12 protein-coding genes and 1 pseudogene are annotated in these 16729 nt (G+C 34.5%); 4 read left to right on the top strand and 9 right to left on the bottom strand.

From position 1 onward, the window contains the following. The 6 genes and pseudogenes from ACW9XH_RS08550 to ACW9XH_RS08525 all read right to left on the bottom strand — a co-directional run. Positions 1 to 802: pseudogene (locus ACW9XH_RS08550) on the bottom strand (tetratricopeptide repeat protein); the annotation flags it as partial. A 51-nt stretch (positions 803 to 853) separates the two neighbouring features. Then, on the bottom strand, positions 854 to 2032 hold the full coding sequence (locus ACW9XH_RS08545; RefSeq protein WP_457760233.1) for a hypothetical protein: 1179 nt from the start codon (positions 2030 to 2032) through the stop codon (positions 854 to 856). A gap of 45 nt (positions 2033 to 2077) precedes the next feature. Continuing rightward, positions 2078 to 2308 (bottom strand): LSM domain-containing protein, encoded by a 231-nt coding sequence (locus ACW9XH_RS08540; protein WP_457760232.1) that lies wholly within the window; start codon positions 2306 to 2308, stop codon positions 2078 to 2080. A 28-nt stretch (positions 2309 to 2336) separates the two neighbouring features. Further along, the gene (locus tag ACW9XH_RS08535) at positions 2337 to 6128 is read right to left on the bottom strand and encodes a DNA-directed RNA polymerase subunit A' (RefSeq protein WP_457760231.1); all 3792 of its coding nucleotides are present in this window, start codon (positions 6126 to 6128) and stop codon (positions 2337 to 2339) included. Continuing rightward, positions 6128 to 9475 carry a DNA-directed RNA polymerase subunit B gene (locus ACW9XH_RS08530; RefSeq protein WP_457760230.1) on the bottom strand — a complete coding sequence of 1116 codons (3348 nt, stop codon included), beginning with the start codon at positions 9473 to 9475 and terminating at the stop codon, positions 6128 to 6130. Before ACW9XH_RS08530 ends, ACW9XH_RS08535 begins: the two co-directional genes overlap by 1 nt. Then, the gene (locus ACW9XH_RS08525; protein WP_457760229.1) at positions 9476 to 9727 is read right to left on the bottom strand and encodes a DNA-directed RNA polymerase subunit H; all 252 of its coding nucleotides are present in this window, start codon (positions 9725 to 9727) and stop codon (positions 9476 to 9478) included. Positions 9728 to 9906: 179 nt separating this feature from the next. Between ACW9XH_RS08525 and ACW9XH_RS08520 the strand changes: the two genes are divergently transcribed. The 4 genes from ACW9XH_RS08520 (at position 9907) to ACW9XH_RS08505 (ending at position 13479) form a co-directional block, all read left to right on the top strand. Next, positions 9907 to 10734, top strand: coding sequence for a PEFG-CTERM sorting domain-containing protein (locus ACW9XH_RS08520; protein ID WP_457760228.1), 828 nt, complete (start codon positions 9907 to 9909; stop codon positions 10732 to 10734). A gap of 61 nt (positions 10735 to 10795) precedes the next feature. Then, complete coding sequence (locus tag ACW9XH_RS08515) at positions 10796 to 11656, top strand: PEFG-CTERM sorting domain-containing protein (RefSeq protein WP_457760227.1); 861 nt, start codon at positions 10796 to 10798, stop codon at positions 11654 to 11656. Positions 11657 to 11722: 66 nt separating this feature from the next. Continuing rightward, a complete protein-coding gene (locus ACW9XH_RS08510) occupies positions 11723 to 12601 on the top strand; it encodes a PEFG-CTERM sorting domain-containing protein (protein ID WP_457760226.1) in 879 nt (292 codons plus the stop codon). 122 nt (positions 12602 to 12723) lie between these two features. Beyond that, positions 12724 to 13479: a PEFG-CTERM sorting domain-containing protein gene (locus ACW9XH_RS08505; RefSeq protein WP_457760241.1), complete on the top strand. Its 756-nt coding sequence runs from the start codon at positions 12724 to 12726 to the stop codon at positions 13477 to 13479. Here the strand turns inward: ACW9XH_RS08505 and ACW9XH_RS08500 are convergent. From ACW9XH_RS08500 to larC, 3 genes are read right to left on the bottom strand one after another with little or no spacing between them, the layout of a single operon-like run. Beyond that, a complete protein-coding gene (locus tag ACW9XH_RS08500; RefSeq protein WP_457760225.1) occupies positions 13476 to 14645 on the bottom strand; it encodes a cysteine desulfurase family protein in 1170 nt (389 codons plus the stop codon). The two genes, ACW9XH_RS08505 and ACW9XH_RS08500, sit on opposite strands and share 4 nt — an antisense overlap. After that, on the bottom strand, positions 14642 to 15439 hold the full coding sequence (gene larE / locus ACW9XH_RS08495) for an ATP-dependent sacrificial sulfur transferase LarE (protein WP_457760224.1): 798 nt from the start codon (positions 15437 to 15439) through the stop codon (positions 14642 to 14644). Before larE ends, ACW9XH_RS08500 begins: the two co-directional genes overlap by 4 nt. Then, positions 15436 to 16662, bottom strand: coding sequence for a nickel pincer cofactor biosynthesis protein LarC (larC, locus tag ACW9XH_RS08490; RefSeq protein WP_457760223.1), 1227 nt, complete (start codon positions 16660 to 16662; stop codon positions 15436 to 15438). The genes larE and larC overlap by 4 nt, the downstream gene beginning before the upstream one ends. Positions 16663 to 16729: the final 67 nt, after the last annotated feature.

Below are 16729 nucleotides of genomic sequence, written 5' to 3'. Positions count from 1 at the left end.
CAACGGTGTCATGTGCAACGGTGTCTTGTGCAACGGTGTCTTGTGCAACGGTGTCTTGTGCAACGGTGTCTTGTGCAACGGTGTCATGTGCAACGGTGTCTTCAATTACAATTTGGGGAATTTTAGAATACTCAAAAAAGGATTTTGCTTCAGTTTCAGCATAATGTGCTTTTACAGAATAAGTTCCATCGACTCTGAAATTCACTCCGTCTTTTACAAGGAAACTTGTAGTAAATTCCAAGTTAGAATCAACTGAACCAAAATAAAATCCTGCAGGCATTCCAAATGGATCATATATTCCAATCAACACTGTTGGAGAATCCATTGCTGAAACCAGGCCAGTAATTCTGATTACATCTTGATCAGCGTATTGTTTTTGTTCGGTGTAAAGTAAAATAACCTCAGGTACTACAGTTTCTTCAATTAGCATTTCAGACTCAGAAAAAATCCCTTCAACCATAAAATAATAATTCTCAGAAATTTGTCCATAATCAAGTTTGACTAAATATTCACCAGTTTTTTCATAAAATGGCGAATCAAGAGAAATAGTCTTACTGAATGTTTTTTCAGGTGAAATTTCCAAATTATTTGCAGACAGGATTTTTCCGTCCGGATCATAGATACTCATGGCCATTACAGGCATTCCAACCTCTGCAATTTCACCTGAAACAGTTAACGAATCCCCTAGATCATAAAATTGCTTGTCAAAATTTACAATGAGTGATTCTGCAAAAACTTCTGTGAAAATGACAGAAGAAAATACGGCTAACACTAAGGTAATTCCTAATACAATTCCTAACACAAGGGTAAAAATGCAAGTTTCTATTTAATAATCACGTAGAAGTTATTCTTTTCACTGAATATTGATTAAAGTGGACATTGAAGGAGACAGAGCTGTCGGATCATTAATTGAGTTCCAAGCAAAAGTTTCTATTTTATAAATTCCAGATTTTTTTGGAATCCATGATTGAGAAACATCCAGATTTTGTTGAGGAGAAATTTCCCCCTGAATCCACGACAGAGATTCAACAATATTTTCATCGTTTTTTACTTGGAACAGGTAAACAAATTTTTGTTTAAAATCATGCTCATTTAAGATAGTTCCAACTATTTGCATTTGTGAATTTTGTGAAAATAATTGTAATGGATTTCCAAGTCCATCAGAGAAAGTGATTGGGAAATTTTTGATTCGATCTATTGGAGGTATTGATGATTCAACTCTTGCAATAGTGTCAATTGCTAAATTATCTGATTTTGAGTAAGGTTTTGGAAGAGTATAATCAGTATACTTGGCAAAAATTTCATCTCCAGGAAGAGAATAAAGCCTATTTCCACTAGAAGGAGAATTCTGAGATAATGAAATAGTTGCAATAAAAGATCCTGAGCTTTCAGATGTTTCTACAGCATTCACATCAATTCCGGCAACATCAGAATCAGAAAAAATTTGTATCGGTAATTGATCCAGAGCCTCAGGATTCAAATTCATATCAACATCAATTACGCGAATCACTGCAGAGTTTTCCAAATAGAAAAGATCTTCAGTAAAATTAATGGTTCCAACATTCCAAGTAACTGGAACTGATTCAACTAATACAACCCCATCTGCAAACTCAAAGGAAATAGTTATTGCAGAATCTCTATCAACTTCTAAAAATCCACTAGTGGGTCCATTTCCAATGGTTCTAGGAGTCGTATCAGAATCCCCATCACCATCAGCATCATGAGTAAAGCCTGTAAGAATCACTTCTGCAGTAAAAATACCAGAGTTTACATCAGTTTCAGTAAACCGATAGGGCTCCAAAGAATGCTCAGAGGTGGCAATTTTAATTGGATGTTCACTGGTTTCCCCAATTGAATCAATGAGATGTTTATCAGAATTCCAGCTTGGTGAAATAATAGTAATTTTCATTTTATCAGTCCAGGAATAAACTGGTTTGTCTGTAAATATTGGAGAATATGGATTATTGTAATCAGGGGCAGTTTGTCCAAATGCCGGAAGTAGAATTAAAAAGAACAGTAAAAATTGGAACATGTTAAAAATTATGGTTTAGTGAATTTATTGTTTGATAAAAGAGTTCTAAGATTTTTCTTCAGGCAATGAAACTAGCAAGATATTATCACCACGAAGCAACACTTTACCTAGTTTCTCATGCTTTTCTTCAGTAATGTCTTCAGCATCCTCTAATGTGAGATTCATATGAATATCAAAGTCTTTAAGAATTCCTTGGATGGTTTTTGTATTTCTCAATCGAAGTAATACAACTTTGTCTTTACTGTTACTCATTAATGTTGAAATTTCATCTGCCATAATTATCACTAAATTCTAACTTTTACTCCTACTTTTTCTTGCTCACTTGCATGTATAAGTCAACAGTACCACTTCCGATTGGAATGTTGCTACCGACAATTACATTTTCAGTAATACCTTTGAGTTGTTCAACTTCACCCATGAGTGCAGCATGTGCAATTGTTGGAACTGTAATCTCAAATGCTGCTCTTGCAAGAACACTATCTTTAGTACCAGCAATCCCATGTCTACCAATTTGTTGCATGTATCCTCTGGAACACATCAAATCAGATACTAACATAATGTATCTATTATCAACTTCCAATCCCTGGTCACCCAAAGTATGGTTGAGTTCATTGATCAATGAATTTCTTGCAGCCTCAATTCCCAAAGTTCCTGCAATTTCAAACACATTGTTAGTTCTTACATTCTTTTTATCAATGCCTTTTACTTCAAGCACTTTGGCAATGTTAGAACCAGTCGTTTGAATAACCCATTCATCATCTTTTTGAACCAGTGTAACTCGTTCAACATCTGGAACTCCTTTAACAGTAGTGTTAAGAACTTTGTTTCTAATTGCAATTGCAGTTGCAGTATCAGCTTCGTCTACCAAATTCAAGGTTATCAGTTCGCCCGTAACTTCCATTTTGAATTTTTTGTTGGATGAAAGTGCTGCTTCTACTTCTGCAATAGAGCATCCTCTTTCGTTTAATCGGTTAGTACTCATAATCAATTTGATATTTGTAGAATAATCTGTTTCAGAATCAACAATCAGTGCACTGACTTTAGTTTGCAGTATATTGCGTGCAACATCAATTGCCTTTTCTCGAGATTTCTTTGACTCCTCATCAAGATAGATATCCATAGTTGGAGTGACAGGTTTCTTTCTAGCATCAACCAATTCAATTAATCTTGGAAGACCAAGGGTAACGTTTCTTTCTTTAATTCCTGCAAAGTGGAAAGTTCTCAAAGTCATCTGAGTGCCAGGTTCGCCGATAGATTGTGCTGTGACAATTCCCACTGCTTGACCGGGTTCTACTTTTGCTTTGTTGTAAAGTGAAAGTCCTTTCTTACATACTGTTTCAACACCTTCTTTACTCAAGGTAGATTTCTGTAAAGCGTCAATTACAAGACTAGTTAGTCTTGGATTGAATGTCTTTGTATATTTTTTAGTTAAAGTATCAATTTCTTCTTTGGTTGCTTTCTTTCCAGTATCAGTAATTTGTTGTGATTCTGCCAATCGGCTTGCATTGAATGCTTCACCATGGTCACTTTTTTGCACATCAATTCCATCTTCACCGTATAGGAATTGAACAATGTGGCCGTGTGGGTCTCTTACTGTTCCGTCATATTCTAATCTAATGTGCTCTAATGCGTTAATCAATCTACGTTGCATGTAACCACTTTGTTGTGTTCTAACTGCAGTATCTACTAGTCCTTCACGACCACCCATTGCGTGGAAGAAGAATTCTAAAGCAGTAAGACCTGTTCTGTAATTTGATTTTACAAATCCATGTGCATCTGGATTGCTATCATGTTCTAAATAATGTGTTAATGCACGATTACTATAACCATAACTCATTCTATTTCCTCTTCTTGATTGTTGACCCAAAGCACCTGCCATCTGACCTACGTTAAGTGCTGAACCTCTGGCACCAGTTGTAGCCATGATTTTTCCAGCATTACTATCATCAAGGGAATCATTTGCAGTAGCTCCTGCTTTTTCTCTTGCTTTACCTAATTCATTAACAATGTAAGCCTCTAAAGCTTCTTCAGCTTTCATACCTCTTGTTAGTTTCAGAGTTCCTTTTTCATATTGATCAGTTAAATCAGATACAGTATCATAAGTTGCTTGAATGTCATCTAGGATTTGTTGTACATTCTTTTCTGGCACTTCAAGATCACCATAACCATAACTGAAACCATAATGAGTGATGAATTGTTTTACCATGATGAGAATAGAATTTAAGAAAGTTTTACCAGCTGCATTTCCATAGTCTTTTGTAATTCTGTGTAAAACACTTTCTGGTTCTTCTGCACCAATTGATGTTTTATCAATAACACCACTGATTAATTCACCATTTTTGATTACAACGTCTTTTTCTGGACCTTTTGTTCCCTTTGACCATTTTGACGTAAGGACATAGTTGAAATCTTTTGGAAGGAATAATGAGAATAATTGTTTTCCAGTATATGCAGGTCCATCTTTTGTTTTAGTTGCAGGTTTTGGAAGTGGATCAGTATAACCGCCAAGCATTGCATAGTTTGAAAATTCTTGAATAGACAGAGTAGTATCATCTTTAGTTAGAAGGTAAGCACCAGTTACAAAGTCTCTTAGTGCTCCAATAATTGGACCACCGTATCTTGGAGAAATTAATTGATCTTGAACTCTCATCAAAAGAATTGCTTCTGCTCTTGCTTCCTCACTTTGAGGAACGTGAAGGTTCATTTCATCACCATCAAAGTCTGCATTGTATGGTGGGCATACAGAAGGATGTAATCTGAAAGTCTTACCTGGAAGTACTCTCACATAGTGAGCCATAATTGACATTTGGTGAAGTGATGGCTGTCTATTGAACATGACAATATCACCATCTGCAAGATGTCGTTCAATCAAATATCCAACCTCAAGGGTTTCAGCAATTGTAGAACGATCCTCTACGAAATCCAATCTAATCTTTACACCATCTGGTCTTACGATATAGTTTACACCAGGATGTTTTTCAGGTCCATTGATAACTAATTTTCTCATTCTGTCAATGTTCCAGTCAGTAACAATTTCAGGAATAGTTAGTTTCATTGCAACTTGTTCAGGAACTCCAACTTCAGATAAATCCAAGTTTGGATCAGGTGAGATTACAGTTCTACTTGAAAAGTCAACTCTTTTTCCAGATAATGAGCCTCTAAATCTTCCTTCTTTTCCTTTTAGTCTTTGAGTTAATGTTTTGAGTGGACGGCCAGAACGATGATGTGCTTGAGGAATTCCAGAAACTTCGTTATCAAAGTATGTCGTAGAATGATATTGTAACAAATCAACTAAATCTTGAACAATCAATGGTGGAGTTCCTGCTTCTTTACTTTCCTTGAGTCTTTGATTAACTCTGATGATATCTACCATTTTGTGTGTCAAGTCATCTTCAGATCTAATTCCAGTTTCAAGAATAATTGAAGGTCTAACAGTTACTGGTGGAACAGGTAATGCTTGTAGAATAAACCATTCTGGTCTAGCAGTGATTGGATCATAAGATAATAATGTTAAATCTTCATCAAGAATTTGTGTAAATCTTTCTCTAATTGTGATCGGTAGCAATCTATGTTCACCAATTTCAGTTTTTTCTACAAAGATTGTTGGTTTTGTAAAAACTAATTCGTATTGGGTTTTTCCACAATGAGGGCATTCTTTTGCTTTTTTAGCTTTTTCAATAATTTGTTCTGGAATACGTTTTTGTGAAATTACAGTGTAAGCTGCATGTTTATCTTTAATTTTTTGAAATGCATTAAGATCTTCTTGAGGTACTTTAAGTCTGGCACATGAACGACAGGTAGATTGTAATAATTTGTAAATATTATCAATAAATGCAATGTGTAAAATTGGTTCTGCAAGTTCAATATGTCCAAAGTGTCCAGGACATCTTGCAGCAGTATTTCCACATGTAAGACATTTTTGTCCAGGCTCAAGTGTTCCAAGTCTGCCATCCATAAGACCTCCTTGTACAGGCATTCCATCTTCATCATATGTTTCAGGAGCAGTAATTTCTGCTACAGAATATTTTCTAATTTCAGTTGGAGACCATACTGAAAATCGAATTCCATCAATTGCTTTAATTGCTTGAACAGACATTAGATTTTCTCCTTGATCAATAACCTTGGTGCGACATTAAGACTTTGCATTTCTTGCAACAATAATTTGAATGCATATGCTACAGAAACAGAAGATACTTTGGCTTTATCACCACAAACTCTGCAAACGTATTTTCTTTGTTTAACATCATGATAAGCGACTAGACCACATCTTTCACATACAAAGATATCAGATTTGTCAGACTCATCTAACAATCTATCTTTAAGAATCATTGAAGCACCATATGCAATTAAACAATCTCTCTCCATTTCACCAAATCTTAATCCACCACCTCTTGCTCTTCCTTCAGTTGGTTGTTTAGTCAACATCTGAACTTGTCCACGAGCTCTTGCATGGATTTTGTCAGCAACCATGTGGTGTAATTTTTGATAATATACAACTCCAATGAAGACATCCACAGGAAATGGTTTCCCAGTTCTACCGTCATACATTGTTTCTTTACCAGAATATTCAAAACCGTGTGCATCCATTACTTCTTTAACTTCAGGCATTTTTTCTCCCACAAATGCAGAACCATCAAATCTTTTTCCACGTAATGCAGCTGCTTTACCACAGATAGATTCCATCATCATTCCAACTGTCATTCTTGAAGGGAATGCATGTGGATTAATCAAAACATCTGGAGACATTCCATTTGCAGTATATGGTAAATCTTCGGCTTTAGCTAAAATTCCAAGTACACCCTTTTGTCCATGTCTTGATGCAAATTTATCACCAATTTCAGGAACTCTCATATCTCTTGCTCTAATCTTATACATTTTTCCTCCTTCATTTGATTGAGTCATAACTACAGTGTCAATTACTCCAGTTTCAGAAGGTCTTACACCAATTGAAGTATCTCGTCTATATGGACCAGAAGATTCGAATTCTCTATACTCTTCCATAAATCTCGGAGGACTTGTTTTTCCAATCAAGATATCTCCACCTTTAACTGGAGATTCAGATGCAACTACACCATCATCTTCAAGTAATCTGTAAGCGCGTTCACCTTTGTAACCTCTAATGTTGTCTTCAGCATTAGGAATTTCAAAGCTATCACGCATCCCACCAGGATATTGTTTTGCTTCAGCATCATAAATTCTAAAGAAGAAAGTTCTACCTAAACCTCTGTCAACAGAGGATTGGCTCAAGACAATAGCATCTTCAATGTTGTAACCATCAAATGGTAATACTGCAACAATACAATTCTGGCCAGCAGGTCTATCTTCCAATCCCAAAAGCTTCATTGCTTTTGTATTAACAATTGGAACTTGTGGGTATAACATTAGGTGTTGTCTAACATAGGTACTTGTATTCATCATAGGCGTTGAAAATCCTAAACTTTGTTTTGCCATTGCAGATTCGTAAGTATTTCTTGGAGATTGGTTATGTTCAGGATATGGAATGATAGAAGCTCCTGCGCCCAATATTGATGGTGGGAATACTTCCAAGTGAGTATGTTTCTTTGTATCTTTTTCATCTAAAGTGACATAACAATTTTCTTCTTCATTTGCATCAATAACTTCCAAGATTCCCATTCTTAAAAGATCAGTCCAAGAAAGTAATTTCTTTGAAATTTTATCTAATAATTCAGAAGTTAGTAATGATTTGTTATCTTTGATAATAATTAATGGACGTAATACTCTACCTGCATTACAATTAACATACAATCTTTTTGTCGAACCTTCAATTTCGGATTTGTGGAATGAGATTCCAACATGAGGATGAATCTTGGAGTTTCTTCTTAATTCTCTAAGGGATTGTGCTAACTCTCCACCATCTTTGTAATATCCAATTAATTTACCGTCAACAAATATTCTAGTTCCATCTTTTTTCAAATCTTCTTTTGCATCAAAGAAATGAACAGTTCCAAGATCATAGAGTTTTTCTATAATTTCTTCAGATGGTACACTTACTGAAATAATTCCAGATAGAGCCAAATTTTTTACCAAACCACAGTTTGAACCTTCAGGAGTTTCACTTGGACAAATTCTTCCAAAGTGAGTTGCATGAAGATCTCGGGCTTCAAAGTTTGGTTGAGTTCTACTTAATGGGGATTGAATTCTTCTAAGATGACTAATTGTTGAAAGATAATTAGTTCTATCCAGCAGTTGGGTAACACCAACTCTTCCTCTTCCCCAGTTACCTGTTGCAATAGCATTGTTTAATTTATCAGTAATAATTCCGGGACGAATTGCTGCAGCAACTGCATTAATTCCACGTTTTTGACCAGAACGTTCTAGTTGATATTTCATATCTCGAACTAAATTTCTAAATGCAGTTCTAAATAGATCTGCTAACATTTGTCCTGCAAATTTAATTACTTTATTCCCATAATGATCTTTATCATCAGGCGTAATCCAACCAAGTTTTAATTCTAATAATTTACAAGCTGCTTCTCCCAAGAACTGGGCTTTTTCTTTTCTATTTTCTGGATGTTTACCCAAATGTGGTAAAAGTCCCCAATCAAGTAATGTCTCAGCACGTTTTATCTGGAATTCCTCTAACATTCCAGGTGCAATTCTTTTACTGATGTAAACAATAGCATCTTTGGATGTTGGGACATCACCTGCTTTTTCAAATGAGCCTTCCAATTCATTTTGAATATCATCAACTAATGAAACTACAGATGCAATTTCTCTATCAGATTCCAATCCAAGTGCTCGCATCAATGTGACAACTGGAATATCAACAGGAGATCCAGGAATTCTAGCAACAATCAACCCATCATTTTTCATAACAAGTTCTAGTTTTGCACGATAGCCAACGATTGAAGAATACACTTTAGCTTTGAAAACAATATTTCCACCAACAGTTTCTCTATCAACAATAATTTTGTTATAAGATAGATCTTCCAATCCAACAATTACACGTTCTGAACCATTGATGATAAAGTAACCACCAGGATCACTTGGATCTTCACTGTGTTCAATTAATTTTTGAGTAGAAAAATTGTGTAAAATACATGCATTTGATTTTGCCATTACTGGTACATCTCCAATATGTACAAATCTAGATTCTAAAATTTTTCCATCTTCTACAACACTAGCTTCCATCATAACTGGTGCAGAATAAGATACATTTCTCAATCTTGCTTCAGCTGGTGTAATGTGTGTGATTGATCCATCAAGCTCCATCATTCTTGGTTGTTGAAGTTTTACTTTACCTAGTTGAATCTTGTAAGGATATTCTGCATTTTCAATATCAATCTGTCCAACTTCATTAATGATACTTTGAAGTCCTCTTTCTAAAAATTCATCAAATGAGTTTAGATGTTGACGTGCAATACCTTCACGTTTTAAGATGTCTTGAATTACTGGCCATCTTTTAGTTGAAGGATCTGCCATTTAGACTTCCACCACATATCGATAATACAGACTTTCACCAGCAGTTGAACTTATTCTAGTAATCTTGATCATATCTCCAGGTTTTACACCAAGCCCCAAAATTGCAGGATCGTTGGCAAAAATTAACGGTAGTTCAGTTGGCTTACAATTGTATTTTTTTAAAACTTCCTCACCTTCTTGTTTAGTCATAATTTCATGTTTTGGCACATAGATATGATCAGGTACTAGGACTTGATTTTTCTTAGTTGCCATTTACAAACCCTCCATGACGAACATTAAATGTAACAGGAAATAATACACACAAACTGTAAAAAATTCGCGTTCTGGTTAATATATATGTAATTTTAAATTTGTCAGAAAACAGTCTTTTTTCTATTTTGTCAATAAATTTTTGCACAACCTTAAATAGTTCAAATTTTGGCCTAGAAATAATGAAATCACATTTGACGGTGCTTGCCCTATCTGCAATTTTATTTGCAAGTATTGGTATGTTACCAGCATTTGGACAAATACAAAGCTCGATTGTTGTTACTACAGACAAGTCTTCCTATTCAGAAGGAGACATCATCTTAGTAACAGGTGAAGTAAGAGATCTATATTCAGGAACTCCAGTAAGTTTGATAGTTAAGAATGACAATGCAATTGTTGCTCTTGCTCAACTGACAGTGGGTGCTGATAAAAAATTCAGTACTGAAATCACAGCAGGTGGAACAATGAGAACATCTGGAAGTTATACAGTTGAAGTCACTTATGGAACACAAAATCGTGTAGCAACAACATCATTCGAATTCGGCGGATCTACAGGTATTCCAACTAAAGGTCCATCATCTATAACTGATACAACAGTTTCAGTTGAAGGTTCTAGTGATTTGATAGGATATGAAATTACAGGCGGAAAATTATTAAGTATCATGCCTGATGTGGAAGCAAATTCACTAATCATATCTATTGATGCTACAAGCGATGGTTCACTAACACTCACAATCCCTAGATCCATATTGGATGCAACAATGAATGGTCAAGATGACGACTTTTTCGTCTTAATTGATGGAGAAGAAGTAGACTTTGATGAAACAACATCATCAACAGACAGAATACTCACCATTGCATTCCCAGCAGGGGCTGAAGAGATTGAAATAATCGGTACATTTGTAGTCCCAGAATTTGGTACAATTGCAGCTATGATTCTTGCTGTAGCAGTTATCTCAATAATTGCAATTTCTGCAAAATCAAAACTTAGTATTATACCAAGATACTAAATTTCATCTTTTTTCCATTTTTAAATATACATAAATAACAATAATGTTGGATAAAATTAGTATGAATTTTAAACGTTCTACAACATCTATGGCAATCGCCCTCATGGCACTGTCATTAGTTTCAATGACCTCAATTCAGCAAGATGCTTTTGCACAACAAAGTCAAGGGATGTCGATCACAGCAACAGCCGATAAAGGCTCAACCACAATTACCGTTATGGGTAAAACAGTTTCAACTCTTACAGATGTTACATTCAGAGTAACATCTCCAAGTATGAATGTGGTAGAAATCGGTCAACTTTCACCAGACAGCGATGGTACTTTTGTAAAAGAATTCAAAATCGGAAAAACATGGACCGAGGATGGACTTTATAAAATTACAGCAATGCAAGGTATAGGAAATAATTCATTATACACACTAAATGTGCTTGTTGAAGTAGTAAATGGTATGGCTGAAAGAACTTCCATAACAGAATCAAATATGGAAGCAATATTCACACCAAACGAAAACAATGCTGCAACAGATGCAGGACTTATGCTTGATGCAATAATTATCGAGAATGGTTCTTCAATGTTCGAGGTTACAGGAATAACTGATAGAGTAAGTCAAGACATCACATTGAAAGTAATTTCACCAAATGGAAATGTGGTAAAAGTGGCTCAAATATCACCAATGCTTGATGGAAACTTTGCTGCAGAAATCAAAGTCGGTGGACCATTATGGAAACAGAATGGATTTTACACTGTAAATGTACAACAATTTGACGATCCAAAATATACTGCTTCAGCTGAAGTAGACATTAAGGACGGAGTTGTAGTACCAGAATTTGGTACAATTGCAATGATGATTCTAGCAGTAGCAATTATCTCAATAATTGCAGTATCTGCAAAATCAAGACTAAGTATTATTCCAAGATACTAAAAGTTACACAACTTTTTTCTCATTTTTAAATATACATAAATAGAGACGGGTGTAAATCGCAACAAGATGAACAACCGTACGACGTTCGCGCTACTAGCCATTTTGACTGCAGTCGGTACTTTAACCGTGTCATCAGCATATGCTCAAACAAATCCAGCATGTGTTGGCTGTTCTATGGAAGATGCCAAAGTAATGGCATCAAATGCACTCAAAAGTGCAATACCAGTATCTGTTTGGACAGACAAAACAGAGTATGGGCATAGTGACATGATTATAGTAGAAGGCCAAGTAGCAAATACATCTGGGTTTCCAGTTACACTAACTGTGACTAGTCCTCTAAACTCTATCGTTACAATTGATCAACTCGTTGTAGCAGACGATGGAAGTTTTAAGACAACAATAAACACAGCAGGTGCAATATGGAAATACGACGGTACCTACACCATTAAAGTAAACTATGGTAGTGCTGAAAAAAGCAACAGTGCCAAAGTTAAACTAACAGGTGGAGTTGCATATGCACCAAACTACCAAACACCAACATCAGGAAAACAATGTAGTGTTAATGAATTATCTGCAAGTGGTCAATGTGTACCATTTAGCATTTCAGGTGGAATGGTAACTAGTGCAACCATCAATTCTGATGACAATTCAATTGTCATTATGATCAACGCTAAAGATGATGGAACCCTAACAATAAGTCCATCAAAAACAGTCCAAGATGGTATCTTCATGGTACTAGTAGATGGACAAGAATGGGATGATGTTGAAATTGTTGCAAACAAAGTAACAGTAAAGTTCCTAGCAGGCGCTGAGAAAATTGAAATTTTAGGTACCTTTGTGATTCCAGAATTTGGTACAATCGCAGCTATGATTCTAGCAGTAGCAATTATCTCAATAATTGCAGTATCTGCAAAATCAAAACTTAGCATTATACCAAGATATTAAAAGTCACACAACTTTTTTCATTTTTTCATTTTTTAATAGTAAAGGAAATATACAAACGGGGCATTGTGAAATTTGTGGATTCTAGAATATTATTTAGTATTATTTTATTATCAGTAATTTCAATGAGTTCAGCATTTGCAGAATCATCTCTAATTTCAGTTCAAACAGATGATAACCAATACGATGAAGGAGACACAATTGTAATTTCAGGACAAGTAACTACAATAGTAGGAAGTACCCCTGCAACACTACAATTGTTTAATGATGGGAATTTGATAGATATTGCACAGATTACCATAGCACAAGACGGAAGTTATTCACATACAGTAATTGCAGAAGGTCCACTATGGAAAAAATCAGGAGATTATACAGTTAGAGTGTCATATGGAGAAGGAAACATTGCAGAATCAGAGTTCGGTTATACACCAAAATCAGACGTAACAACAACAACCAATTTTGAAGTAGATGCAGGAAGTCACGGAACTTTTGATGTTAAATATACTATCAAAGGAGCCGCCATCAAAGACATGGTAGTAGATTCAGATATCTTTGCATTAATAGTACAAATCGAATCTACAGATGAAGGAGTTATCACACTAGAACTACCAAGAGAATTCATAGGTGCAGAAAAACAAGACGGTAAAGATGACAAATTCATAATTCTAATAGATGGGATCGAAGTGAATTACGGAGAAATCTCAAATGTGGGTGGAGATTCTAGAACAATATCAATTGAATTTGAACAAGGTGATTCAGATATTGAAATAATTGGAACTTATGTAATTCCAGAATTTGGCACAGTTGCAATGATGGTTTTAATCATAGGAATTATGGCAACAGTTGTAATTGCTAGAAATAAATTTCAAATTACCATTTAAGTTTTAGCTTCAAAGGAATATTTTTCTTTAAATGGAGAAAATGATCTTAATTCTTTAACTATTTTTTTTAGTGAAATTACAGTTTCTTCAATTTCTTTTTCATTATTGAACACCCCCATCGTCAATCTAAGAGAACCTGTGATCTGTTCATGAGAAAATCCCATTGCCTGTAAAACATGTGAGGCCCTTTGGGTATTAACAGAACATGCAGAACCCGTAGAAGCCGCAATCCCAAATTCATCAAGTTTGATAATAAGATCTTCTCCATTAACACCAAGAAAAGTAAAATGAGCATTGTTTGGCAATCTAGATTGAGGATCACCATTCAAAGTTACTTCGGGAATTTCATGCAATATTTTTTCAATTAAAATATCACGAAGTTTAGAAACATATTGAATATTTTCATTTAAATTGTTTTTAGCAATTTCACATGCTTTTCCAAACCCAACAATATTAGCAACATTTTCAGTACCAGAACGTAATCCATGTTCTTGACCACCCCCTAAAATCACAGGATCAATGACAATACCATTTTTAATAAATAATGCACCTATCCCCTTAGGACCATGAAGTTTATGAGATGAAATAGATAGTAAATCTATGCCTAGTTCTTTGACATCAATAGGGATTTTGCCAACTGCTTGTACAGCATCTGTGTGGAAGGGTATTTTGTGTTCATTACATATTTTAGCAATTTGAGAAATTTTTTGAACTGTCCCTACTTCATTATTTCCAAACATAATAGAAACAAGACAAGTTTTATCAGATATGTGGTTTTTTAATTCCAACGGATCAACCATTCCAAATTTATCTACAGGCAAATAATCAAGATCAAATCCGTTTTGAGATAATTTCTTACAAGGCTCTAAAATCGCATCATGTTCAATTAGAGATGTGATAATTTGGTTAGATGAAACATCAATTGGAATTCCTCTCAATACAGTATTGTTTGATTCAGTACCACCAGAAGTAAGTAAAATTTCAGAAGGATCAGCATTAATCAAGGATGCAATTTGCTTTCTAGCCTTTTCAATAGCCTTTTTTGCCAATCTACCATATCTATGAATAGATGAGGCATTGCCATATTGTTCTTTAAGGTATGGCAACATTGAATCTAAAACATCATCATGAATTTGAGTAGATGCAGCGTTATCTAGATATATCAATCTGCAATCACATTAATTTTTCCAGGTTTATACCCTTCCGGATCAACTTCAACAGAAGTAAAACCAATCATCTTTAATTTTTCAGTAATTTGTTTTAAGATAAGTTCATCAAATCTAGATAACATTTGTTTTTCAACTTCAATTTTTGCAGAACCGTTAATATCACGAACTCTAACTTGTTTTACTTTTGTGAGCTGTTTAACAATATTTTCACCGAATTCTATTCGGATTAATTTTTCAGCAGTTACTCTTTGACCCCATGGAATTCGTGAAGCCAAGCAAGAATTTGATGGTTTATCAAATACAGATAATCCAATCATTTTGGCAGATTCTCTAATTTGGGATTTTGAGAAATTAGTTTCTACAAGAGGACTTCTAATGCCATTTTGTTTTAATGCTTCAATTCCAGGCCTATAATCACCTAAATCATCAACATTAGTCCCATCAACTATAATCTCCACATTGTGCTCTTTTGCCACATTTACGAGATGTTCCCCTAATTCCATCCTACAATGAAAACATCGATTGGAGTCATTTTTTGTAAAATCTTCATTCTCAAGTTCACTATAGTCTAAAAAGATCTGGTTAATTCCTATTTCTGAGCAAATTTGTTTAGATGTTTCTAGTTCTTCTTTAGACAAAGTCTTGTAATCAGCAGTTACTGCAATAGCAGAATTTCCAAGTTTTTGAAATGCAGCATATGCAACAAGAGCACTATCAACACCTCCAGAAAGTGCAATAATGACTTTGTTTTTATCATCAAACCAATTTACAAGTTCATCAAGTTTCGTCATTTATGAATCTCCAATTTTTCAATTTCTTTTCTCAATAATACTTCTGTTTCTTTAATTGATTTATCAAGAACATTAGAGATTTTTTTCAAATCATCAAACTCTATTTTAAAATCAATTTTTCTTTTAAATGATGATTTTTTGTAGTGAACATGAAATAGTTGATCATTCAAAGTAATGGAAACAGTATGGTTTGTTCTAGGAACAATAAATCGATTAGAATCTGAAATTCTAATTCCCAAAGTGCCAGTTTCCAATACCAGTAAGTCCATAATTTCATCAACAGTTTCACTAGTGCAAATTACAGATACAAGATTTGTAGGTCGGCCTTTCTTTGTGATTCCATGATAAATTGAGACATCTCGTGCTCCTTTTCCCATAACTTTTTCAATCAAATTTCCCAAAATTTCGCCTGAAACATCATCGACATTTGTTTCAAGGATTTTTACAGAATCCATTTCAAAATCATTGTCAGTTCCTCTTACAAGTTTTAGGACATTAGAAAAAGTTTCAAAATCTTTTTGTCCTGCACCATACCCAATGGATTTTAATTTTAATTGAGGGTAATATTGTACAGATTCATCAGCCAAATTTACCAAAATACAGGCCCCAGTTGGAGTCGTGAGTTCCTCATTTGCATTGTTTCCTTTAATTTCCAAATTTGAATTTTTGAAAATCTCAAGAATAGCACTTGCAGGATTTGACATTGTACCATGTGAAAATGTTACAGAACCACCTCCAACTGCAACAGGCAAACAAAGAATTTTTTCATCAAATAACCCTAAATCTTCTAACGCAATTGTAATTCCAACAATATCCACTAGAGTATCAATACTTGATGCTTCGTGAAAATGAACGGATTCTTTAGAAATTCCATGAATTGTTGATTCTGAAGAAATTAGTGTATCAATACATGATTCAGCAAAAGACGTAGCTTTAGCAGATAATTTAATTTCTTGAACAGATTTGAGAATTGCAATTTTAATTTCAGAACCTTTTCTTTCATGAACATCTTCATCAATTTCTAAAACTAGATGAAGTGCTTGAACTCCATGTTTTTGAATTTTTTCAAAATCAATTTTTTTTATCGTAGAATTAGAAAGAAATTTTTCTGATTGTTTGATTCCTAAAATAATCTTATTTTTATCAGCACCAAGATCCACTAATGAACAAAGAAGCATATCTCCAGATATGCCTGCAATCTGAGGATCAATTACAAGAACCATGATTAAAAATTATCAAAAATGCTTATAAATTCGACTAATAATTCACGAATTTCATTAGATTTAATTA

This window comes from Candidatus Nitrosopumilus sp. bin_32a (genome assembly GCF_054095935.1).
Note: the sequence above shows the minus strand (reverse complement) of the source record. Positions and strands in the feature narration are given on the sequence as shown.

Bases quoted from the DNA above. Each gene is read 5' to 3' on its own strand.
- ACW9XH_RS08525 (WP_457760229.1), bottom strand. From the start codon at position 9,727: ATGGCAACTAAGAAAAATCAAGTCCTAGTACCTGATCATATCTATGTG.
- ACW9XH_RS08510 (WP_457760226.1), top strand. From the start codon at position 11,723: ATGAACAACCGTACGACGTTCGCGCTACTAGCCATTTTGACTGCAGTC.
- ACW9XH_RS08540 (WP_457760232.1), bottom strand. From the start codon at position 2,308: ATGGCAGATGAAATTTCAACATTAATGAGTAACAGTAAAGACAAAGTT.
- larE (WP_457760224.1), bottom strand. From the start codon at position 15,439: ATGACGAAACTTGATGAACTTGTAAATTGGTTTGATGATAAAAACAAA.
- larC (WP_457760223.1), bottom strand. From the start codon at position 16,662: ATGGTTCTTGTAATTGATCCTCAGATTGCAGGCATATCTGGAGATATG.
- ACW9XH_RS08520 (WP_457760228.1), top strand. From the start codon at position 9,907: ATGAAATCACATTTGACGGTGCTTGCCCTATCTGCAATTTTATTTGCA.
- ACW9XH_RS08535 (WP_457760231.1), bottom strand. From the start codon at position 6,128: ATGTCTGTTCAAGCAATTAAAGCAATTGATGGAATTCGATTTTCAGTA.
- ACW9XH_RS08545 (WP_457760233.1), bottom strand. From the start codon at position 2,032: ATGTTCCAATTTTTACTGTTCTTTTTAATTCTACTTCCGGCATTTGGA.
- ACW9XH_RS08515 (WP_457760227.1), top strand. From the start codon at position 10,796: ATGAATTTTAAACGTTCTACAACATCTATGGCAATCGCCCTCATGGCA.
- ACW9XH_RS08530 (WP_457760230.1), bottom strand. From the start codon at position 9,475: ATGGCAGATCCTTCAACTAAAAGATGGCCAGTAATTCAAGACATCTTA.
- ACW9XH_RS08505 (WP_457760241.1), top strand. From the start codon at position 12,724: ATGAGTTCAGCATTTGCAGAATCATCTCTAATTTCAGTTCAAACAGAT.